Origin of the sequence: Microbacterium sp. (genome assembly GCF_049650565.1) — a bacterium.
In the GTDB taxonomy this organism is placed as follows: domain Bacteria; phylum Actinomycetota; class Actinomycetes; order Actinomycetales; family Microbacteriaceae; genus Microbacterium.
This window is the reverse complement of sequence record NZ_JBASAK010000077.1, coordinates 1-7,425: the sequence shown is the minus strand read 5'-3', so window position 1 is coordinate 7,425 and position 7,425 is coordinate 1. Positions and strand designations below refer to the sequence as shown.

10 protein-coding genes and 1 pseudogene are annotated in these 7,425 nt (G+C 65.8%); 9 read left to right on the top strand and 2 right to left on the bottom strand.

Annotation, left to right across the window (positions count from 1 at the left end; genetic code table 11):
* Positions 1 to 528 precede the first annotated feature (528 nt).
* The gene (locus tag WA967_RS12700; protein ID WP_424423189.1) at positions 529 to 1,959 is read right to left on the bottom strand and encodes a TrkH family potassium uptake protein; all 1,431 of its coding nucleotides are present in this window, start codon (positions 1,957 to 1,959) and stop codon (positions 529 to 531) included.
* A gap of 120 nt (positions 1,960 to 2,079) precedes the next feature.
* Here WA967_RS12700 and WA967_RS12695 point away from each other — a divergent pair, with 120 nt between their 5' ends.
* From WA967_RS12695 to WA967_RS12660, 8 genes are all read left to right on the top strand, one after another.
* Positions 2,080 to 2,496 (top strand): ArsR/SmtB family transcription factor, encoded by a 417-nt coding sequence (locus tag WA967_RS12695; RefSeq protein WP_424423187.1) that lies wholly within the window; start codon positions 2,080 to 2,082, stop codon positions 2,494 to 2,496.
* Positions 2,497 to 2,584: 88 nt separating this feature from the next.
* A complete protein-coding gene (locus WA967_RS12690; protein WP_424423184.1) occupies positions 2,585 to 2,776 on the top strand; it encodes a helix-turn-helix domain-containing protein in 192 nt (63 codons plus the stop codon).
* A 147-nt stretch (positions 2,777 to 2,923) separates the two neighbouring features.
* A complete protein-coding gene (locus WA967_RS12685) occupies positions 2,924 to 3,022 on the top strand; it encodes a 30S ribosomal protein bS22 (protein WP_003792170.1) in 99 nt (32 codons plus the stop codon).
* A 105-nt stretch (positions 3,023 to 3,127) separates the two neighbouring features.
* Positions 3,128 to 3,421, top strand: a complete 294-nt coding sequence (locus WA967_RS12680; protein ID WP_298866558.1) for a rhodanese-like domain-containing protein — start codon at positions 3,128 to 3,130, stop codon at positions 3,419 to 3,421.
* Complete coding sequence (locus WA967_RS12675) at positions 3,418 to 3,681, top strand: glutaredoxin family protein (protein WP_424423137.1); 264 nt, start codon at positions 3,418 to 3,420, stop codon at positions 3,679 to 3,681. The genes WA967_RS12680 and WA967_RS12675 overlap by 4 nt, the downstream gene beginning before the upstream one ends.
* Positions 3,682 to 3,896: 215 nt before the next feature.
* Complete coding sequence (locus tag WA967_RS12670; protein ID WP_424423134.1) at positions 3,897 to 4,715, top strand: basic amino acid ABC transporter substrate-binding protein; 819 nt, start codon at positions 3,897 to 3,899, stop codon at positions 4,713 to 4,715.
* A gap of 34 nt (positions 4,716 to 4,749) precedes the next feature.
* Positions 4,750 to 5,547: an amino acid ABC transporter permease gene (locus WA967_RS12665; RefSeq protein ID WP_424423131.1), complete on the top strand. Its 798-nt coding sequence runs from the start codon at positions 4,750 to 4,752 to the stop codon at positions 5,545 to 5,547.
* Positions 5,544 to 6,299 carry an amino acid ABC transporter ATP-binding protein gene (locus tag WA967_RS12660; RefSeq protein ID WP_424423129.1) on the top strand — a complete coding sequence of 252 codons (756 nt, stop codon included), beginning with the start codon at positions 5,544 to 5,546 and terminating at the stop codon, positions 6,297 to 6,299. Before WA967_RS12665 ends, WA967_RS12660 begins: the two co-directional genes overlap by 4 nt.
* A 56-nt stretch (positions 6,300 to 6,355) precedes the next feature.
* On the opposite strand, the gene WA967_RS12655 is transcribed toward WA967_RS12660, so the two are convergent.
* A complete protein-coding gene (locus WA967_RS12655) occupies positions 6,356 to 6,535 on the bottom strand; it encodes a YegP family protein (protein WP_424423126.1) in 180 nt (59 codons plus the stop codon).
* Positions 6,536 to 6,731: 196 nt separating this feature from the next.
* Here WA967_RS12655 and WA967_RS12650 point away from each other — a divergent pair.
* A pseudogene (locus tag WA967_RS12650) lies at positions 6,732 to 7,425 on the top strand (hypothetical protein); the annotation flags it as partial.

Below are 7,425 nucleotides of genomic sequence, written 5' to 3'. Positions count from 1 at the left end.
CAGACGATCACTGTCAACGGGGCTGAGAAGACGTATTACACACCCAAGACAGGCTTGAATGGTGGCCGAGGCACGGGATACTGGCGCGCGACGTCGACCTGGTACTTCGTCGTGGATGGGAAGTACTCCACGGTCGGTTCGCAGACGAAGACGGCCTGGAAGGCGATCTGAAATTGCGTGCATCTTCGGTCGATCCGCGCTACGCCAATCACATCGAGGACTCCCCCGCGTATCGCGTCGACTTCTGGGACGCGAACGAGAACAGTGATGAGTGGCGTATCGAAGCTGCTCGGAATATCGACGAAGTGATGAGCTGGGCGGCTGAAAACGCGTCTGGTCGCTCCTACGTCGTTTACTCGGAGGTGCAGAACGAAGCTGGTGTTGCGCTCGCGAGGCTCTTCGGAACTGAGCCTGGAAACGTAGCCGCGGATTCGTAATGGTCTGAAATGACGTCGGGGAGGGGCATCAACTGCCTCCCCGACGTCATCGTCGTTCCCGACCTATTCGGCTGGAAACGGGTGGCGATCATCAACCAACGATCGGCCTTTCCACGGGCAGCGAGTACAGCTGCGAACGGGATGTCGCGGCGACCGCCGCGGCGAGAGTCACTGTACCAACGCGCCCCATGAAGATGGTCGCCGCCAGCACGTAGGATCCGGCGTCGGGCAGTGCTTCGGTGACGCCCGAGCTGAGGCCGACGGTGCCGAACGCGGAGATCACGTCGAAGAGCACGTCGATCACCGGCAGCTGGGTGATCTGGGTGATGGTGACCGTGGAGACGGCCACGATGGTGGCGCCCCACGCGACGACCGAGAGCGCGACGCGCTGCACGTCGGACGGGATGCGGCGCCCGAACGCCTCCACGGACTGGCGCCCCCGCGCCTCCGACCACACCGCGATGGCCAGCACGGCAAGGGTGGTCACCTTGATGCCGCCGGCGGTGGATGCCGAGCCGCCGCCGACGAACATGAGCATGCACGCCACGAGCATGGATGACCCGTTCAGGTCGGACATGTCGATCACGTTGAACCCGCCCGAGCGGGTCATCGCCGAGAGGAAGAAGGCCTGGACGGTCGTGTCCACGGCATCCATCGATCCGAAGGTGCGCGGGTTGTCGTACTCCAGCAGGAGGAAGACGACGGCGCCGGCGAAGAACAGCAGCACGGTCGTCACCAGGGTCAGTTTGGAGTGCAGCGACCAGCGCTTGAAGTGCCAGACGTGCTTGGCCAGTGAGTAGATCACCGGGAAGCCGATGCTGCCGAGGAATACGCCTGCCATCAGCAGCATGAGCACCAGGTAGTCGTCGCCGAATGCGGCCACTCCGCCGGCATTGGGAGCGAAGCCGGTGTTGGTGAAAGACATGGCGGCGAAGTACGGCGCCTCCCACAGCGCGGAGACGGGGCTCACACCGGTCATGATCAGTGACGGATAGAGGAGCACGGCCAGGCCGCTCTCGATGATCAGCGCCGACAGCGCCACGGTGGTCAGCAGCTGACCGACCTCGCCGAGCCGCACGGTCTGGCTCTCGTTGACCGGGCCGCCGTGCGCGCGCAGCGGATTGGTGTCGCCGGCGGCCATGAGCTTGGCGCTCAAGCCCAGGCGCTTGGAGATGACCATGCCCATCAGGGATGCCAGGGTCAGCACGCCCAATCCGCCGATGTTCACGCCGACGAAGATGACCACCTGGCCGAAGCCCGACCAGTGGGTGCTCATGTCCACGGTGGCCAGGCCCGTGACGCAGATCGTGGAGACCGCAGTGAACAGCGCGTCGCTGAGCGGCGTGATCGTCCGGGACACCGATGAGATCGGCAGCGAGAGCAGCGCGGTGAAGAGCAGGATGAGGGCGGCGAAGATGACGATCGCGAAGCGCGAGGGCGACGCCGTGATGACGTGCCGCACTCCCCGCGCCGCGGCCTTGAGGCCGCCTCGGGGAGAGGATGCCGACAGGATGCCCGACATCGTTCCCCCTTCACTCGCGCGCGCGACGACCTTCGCCGAGCCTTGCACATGGTACTCCGGAGGCCCCGGACGACACGGCCCAGGCTAGGAGAGGAGGCACTCGGCGACTACCCTGAGGGCATGACCGACATCTTCGACGTGATCGCGGACGGCACGAGGCGCGACATCCTCCGACTGCTGCTGAGCCGTTCCGCCGACGGCGATGCCGGCACCAGCGTCACGGAGATCGTCAGCGAGCTGGGGGTCAGCCAGCCCACCGTGTCCAAGCACCTGAAGGTGCTGCGCGAATCGGAGCTGGTCACCGTGCGCGAGGAGGGGCAGCGCCGCTTCTACAGCCTGGCCGTCGCGCCGCTGGAGGCCGTGGACGACTGGCTCGTCCCCTTCCTGATGGATGCTTACGGCGATCAGGCGCCCGACATCGACTATCCGGTAGCGCCGCTGCCCGACGGCGCCGCGCATGCGGCGGAGGTCGTGGGCCGGGCCGCGGCATCGGCGAAGCATGTCGTGACCAGCGCCTTCAAGCGGCTGGGCAGCTGATCCGTCACAGGAATCACTTCCATCACAGCGGTTTACAGCCGTCACAGCTACCCCATATGCTGTGCATCAGCAGAAAGGGGTACGTGGGATGCCCGATGTTCACGACGTCAAGTTCCTGACGGTGGCCGAGGTCGCCGAGCTCATGCGCGTGTCGAAGATGACCGTGTACCGGCTGGTGCACGCCGGCGACCTGCCGGCGATCCGGTTCGGTCGCAGCTACCGCGTGCCCGAATCGGCTGTGGTCGAGGCGCTGCGGCGGCCCATCGCCGACGCCGGGTGAACGAGGCGCCCCTCGAGCGGACGTAGGATGGTGCCGTGCGGTTCGGGCGCGGGTTCACCGTTTGCTAGAATCGTCTGAGGCATTTTCCGTGCCCGTACCCGGGTGCCCGCCTTCGTGGCATCCAGCCCCTGACTTAGTGAGGTTTCCGTGGGTTCAGTCATCAAGAAGCGCCGCAAGCGCATGGCGAAGAAGAAGCACCGCAAGCTGCTTCGCAAGACTCGCCACCAGCGCCGCAACAAGAAGTAAGCGGCACGACACGAGCGCCTCCTCACTGGGTCCCTGAGCCGGTCGAAGGGGGCGCTTGGTGTCTGCCCCGCAGTCCCCGACGTACTCGATCAGTGAAGGAAGACCATGAAGTCCATCGACGTCGCCCAGCTCGCCGCCCGTCACGGTGTGCCCCTCATCGACGTGCGCGAGCCCGACGAGTACGCGTCAGGTCACGTTCCCGGGGCGATCAGCATCCCCATGTCGGAACTGGTCGACCGCCTCGAGGAGCTTCCGAACGAGGCCTTCGACGTGATCTGCCACGGCGGCGGTCGTTCGTCCCGCGCGGTGCGCGCCCTGGAATCGCAGGGTTACGACGCCACCAACGTGGAGGGCGGCACCAGCGAGTGGATCGCGCAGGGGCACCCGGTGGAGAAGTGACCACCCTCACCCTCATCGGCAAGCCGGACTGCCACCTCTGCGAGGTCGCGAGCGAGGTCGTCGACGCGGTCGTGGCGGACCTGCCGGATGCTGCGGCCGAGCGGCTGGAGATCGTCGAGAAGTCCATCGACGACGACCCGGCGCTGTACGAGCTGTGGTGGGAGAAGATCCCGGTCGTGCTCATCGATGGGAAGTTCCACGCGCAGTGGAGACTGTCACCCGAGCGTCTGAAGGATGCTCTCGAGATCGCCGTCGCCTGATCGGCCTCGGGCAGCGGTCGAATCCTTTGAGTTCTGATCAGCAGAACTCAGCAGAGTTCACGACTTCTGTCCATACTGCTTTGTACATATGTCCATTCTCGCAACCCAACCGTGACCACGGGTCTCCCTCACGGGTTGGTGAGCAGGGTGGCGGCCATGTCAAGATGAATGGCATACCCGTTCCCGGGCGTATCGCCCGTCACATTGGAGTGACTATGAACCGTCGTCCCCTACTCGCAGGCCTCGCTGTCGTCGCAGCAGCCGCTCTCGCGCTCACTGGCTGCGCCAGCAACCCGGGCTCCGGCTCCGACAGCAGCAAGGCGCCGTCGGGCCCGGACTACGGCCTCGTCTCGGCCGGCACGCTCTCGGTCTGCTCGGACATCCCCTACCCGCCTTTCGAGTTCGAGGGCGGCGACAACGGGACGGGCTACACGGGCTTCGACATCGACCTGCTCGGCGCTGTCGCCAAGAAGCTGGACCTCAAGCTGAACGTCCAGGACGTGGGCTTCGACGCCCTGCAGTCCGGCACCACGCTGGCCGCGGGCACCTGCGACGTCGGCGCATCCGCCATGACGATCACCGACGCCCGCAAGAAGAGCATCGACTTCTCCGATCCGTACTACGACTCGCTGCAGTCGCTGCTGGTCCGCACCGACTCGGGCATCAAGAGCATCGACGACCTCAAGGGCAAGACGGTCGGCGTGCAGCAGGGCACGACGGGCGAGAGCTACGCCAAGGAGCACGCCAAGGGCGCCGAGCTGCTGCAGATGGGCTCGGACGGCGACCTGTGGCCGGCCATGCAGGCCGGGCAGCTCGACGCGATCCTCCAGGACCAGCCGGTCAACCTCGAGCACGAGAAGGCCGACAAGGCGTACAAGATCGTCGAGACCTACAACACCGACGAGCAGTACGGCTTCGCCTTCGAGAAGGGCAAGAGGACGGCTCTGCTCGACGCGGTCAACAAGGCCCTCAAGGAGCTGAAGGACAGCGGCGAGTACAAGAAGATCTACGACGAGTACTTCACCGCGAAGTGATCCTGCCGCGGTCTGAATCGGAAGGATCCGCACAATGGCTCTGAGGCGCACTCAGAAGCAGAAGCTGTACCGCTACATCGTCTACGCAGTCCTGATCGCGATCGCCGTATGGGTCGTGCTCACCGCGAACTGGGCGCGACTGGTGCCGCTGTTCCTCAACCCCGAAGTCGCCCTGAAGATGTTTCCGAGCATCATCACGGTCGGCCTGGTGAACACCGTCTGGTTCACCGTCGTGGCGTTCATCGCGGGCCTCATCATCGGCGTCGCGCTGGCCCTGATGAAGATGTCGGTCATCGGTCCCTTCCGCTGGATCGCGACGATCTACGTCGAGCTGTTCCGAGGCCTGCCGGCCATCCTCACGATCTTCACGATCGCCTTCATCCTGCCGATCGCGGCGGGTGTGCCCGGCAAGGACCTCGGCGGTCCCGTCGTGCTCGGACTGATCGGCCTGGTGCTGGTGGCGGCCGCGTACATGGCCGAGACCATTCGCGCCGGGCTCCAGGCCGTGCCGAAGGGCCAGACCGAGGCGGCCCGCTCGCTGGGCATGTCGCCGATGGCCACGACGTTCTGGATCGTGATCCCGCAGGGATTCCGCATCATCATCCCGCCGCTGACCAACGAGTTCGTGCTTCTGCTGAAGGACACCTCATTGCTGTTCGTGGCCGGTACGTTCATCTGGTCGAAGGAGCTCACGACCTTCGCCCGCGACGCGAGCACGCAGAACGCCAACGGAACTCCGCTGATCATGGCGGCGCTCCTGTACCTGATCGTGACGATTCCGCTCACGCGCTTCACCGCGTGGCTCGAGCGGCGGATGGCGAGGGAGAGATGAGCACGGATCTGATCGATGTCCACGCCCCGGCGATCGACATCCAGGGACTGGTCAAGAGCTACGGCGAGAACGAGGTGCTCAAGGGCATCGACCTCACGGTGCTGGCGGGCGAGGTGGTCTGCATCATCGGACCGTCGGGTTCGGGCAAGTCGACTCTGCTGCGCTCTGTCAATCTGCTCGAGCACCCCACAGGCGGGCACATCCTCATCGAGGGCATCGACGTCACAGACGAGGACACCGACCTGGATCGGGTGCGCCAGCGCATCGGCATGGTGTTCCAGAGCTTCAACCTGTTCCCGCACATGAGCGTGCTGGGCAACCTGACGATAGCCCAGCGGCGCGTGAAGAAGCGCGGCAAGGCCGAGGCCGAGAGGATCGCGCGGGAGATGCTGGACCGGGTCGGACTGGCCGAGAAGGCGGATGCCTACCCCAGCCACCTCTCCGGCGGGCAGCAGCAGCGCGTGGCCATCGCCCGTGCGCTGTGCATGAACCCCGACATGATGCTCTTCGACGAGCCCACCTCGGCTCTCGACCCCGAACTGGTCGGCGAGGTGCTGCAGGTCATGCGCCAGCTGGCCGACGAGGGCATGACCATGCTGGTGGTCACGCACGAGATGGGCTTCGCCCGTGAGGTGGGCTCCCGGCTGATCTTCATGGACGGCGGGCACATCCTCGAGCAGGGCGACCCGCACGAGGTGCTGGCCAATCCCCAGCATCCGCGCACGCAGGACTTCCTCTCGCGCGTGCTCTGACCGGGCCGCAGACCCGAAGAAGGGTGGGATGCCGGGCATCCCACCCTTCTCGTGTGTCAGTGCTCGACTTCGATGACCTCGGAGTCGGCGTTGCGGCGCACCGAGTCGATGCCGTTCAGCGCCCCGGACTTCGACGCATAGCCCTGGCCCGTGGCGATGACCTCGCCGTTGCCGGCCTTCAGGCGGAACCGCCAGTCGCCGCCCTTGTCCTGATACAGCTCGTACTTGCCAGCCATGTGGATTCCTCTCCATGAGGGGCGCCATCGCCCACCTGGCATCACGCTAATGTGTGGTCGCGATCCGGCGGAAGACGACATCCATGTCGTGCATCGACCATCAGCATTCGCATAGCCCGCTCGTGGCCGGCTCGAAGCCGCCAGGTTCTAGCATTGGCAGGCCGGGGCGCTCCCCGCGGTGGAACGGGAGTTGCGGATGCTGGACTGGCTGCTGAATGCCGACATCCTCGCGGGGCCAGTGCCGTGGACAGTGTGGGGCGTCACCGCGCTGTTCGTGCTCATCCTTCTCATGCGCCGCTACACGCCCCGCCGCCTGCTGCGCGCTGTGCTGGCCATCGCGATCGGCGGCGCACTGGGGTTGGCGCTGAGCTGGATGCTCGATGCCGTGGATGCGTTCGGCACGCCCCTGCCCGCAGGGGTGAAGTGGTGGGCGGCAGGCGGTTTCGCCGCGGTCGCCCTGGGAATCGTGAGCCTGTGGGACTCGAAGGCACTGCGGAAGATGACGGCGGTTCTCACCATCGTCCTCTCGCTGATCTCGACCACCCTCGGCATCAATGCGGCCTTCGGCCTGGATCGCAATCTGGGCGATCTGCTGGAGATCTCGACGCTCGCGCCCGTCGGAGCCCTGCCGAAGCCGTTGCTCACGCCGACTCCCTCCGCCGGTCCGCGGTCGCTGTACGCCACGTGGAAGGCTCCCGCGGACATGCCGCGCCAGGGCGAGGTGCGGCAGCTGACCGGTGCGCAGCGCATCCCCTCCACGGCCGGATTCGTTCCGCGCGATGCATCGATCTACCTGCCGCCTGCGGCCCTCGTGAAGGATCCGCCGGCGCTGCCGGTGATGGTGCAGATGATGGGCCTGCCGGGCAGCCCCACGCCCACGGCCATCAAGA

Excerpts from the sequence above, each read along its gene's own strand:
- WA967_RS12700 (WP_424423189.1), bottom strand. The coding sequence starts at position 1,959 with ATGTCGGGCATCCTGTCGGCATCCTCTCCCCGAGGCGGCCTCAAGGCC.
- WA967_RS12695 (WP_424423187.1), top strand. The coding sequence starts at position 2,080 with ATGACCGACATCTTCGACGTGATCGCGGACGGCACGAGGCGCGACATC.
- WA967_RS12690 (WP_424423184.1), top strand. The coding sequence starts at position 2,585 with ATGCCCGATGTTCACGACGTCAAGTTCCTGACGGTGGCCGAGGTCGCC.
- WA967_RS12680 (WP_298866558.1), top strand. The coding sequence starts at position 3,128 with ATGAAGTCCATCGACGTCGCCCAGCTCGCCGCCCGTCACGGTGTGCCC.
- WA967_RS12670 (WP_424423134.1), top strand. The coding sequence starts at position 3,897 with ATGAACCGTCGTCCCCTACTCGCAGGCCTCGCTGTCGTCGCAGCAGCC.
- WA967_RS12665 (WP_424423131.1), top strand. The coding sequence starts at position 4,750 with ATGGCTCTGAGGCGCACTCAGAAGCAGAAGCTGTACCGCTACATCGTC.
- WA967_RS12660 (WP_424423129.1), top strand. The coding sequence starts at position 5,544 with ATGAGCACGGATCTGATCGATGTCCACGCCCCGGCGATCGACATCCAG.
- WA967_RS12655 (WP_424423126.1), bottom strand. The coding sequence starts at position 6,535 with ATGGCTGGCAAGTACGAGCTGTATCAGGACAAGGGCGGCGACTGGCGG.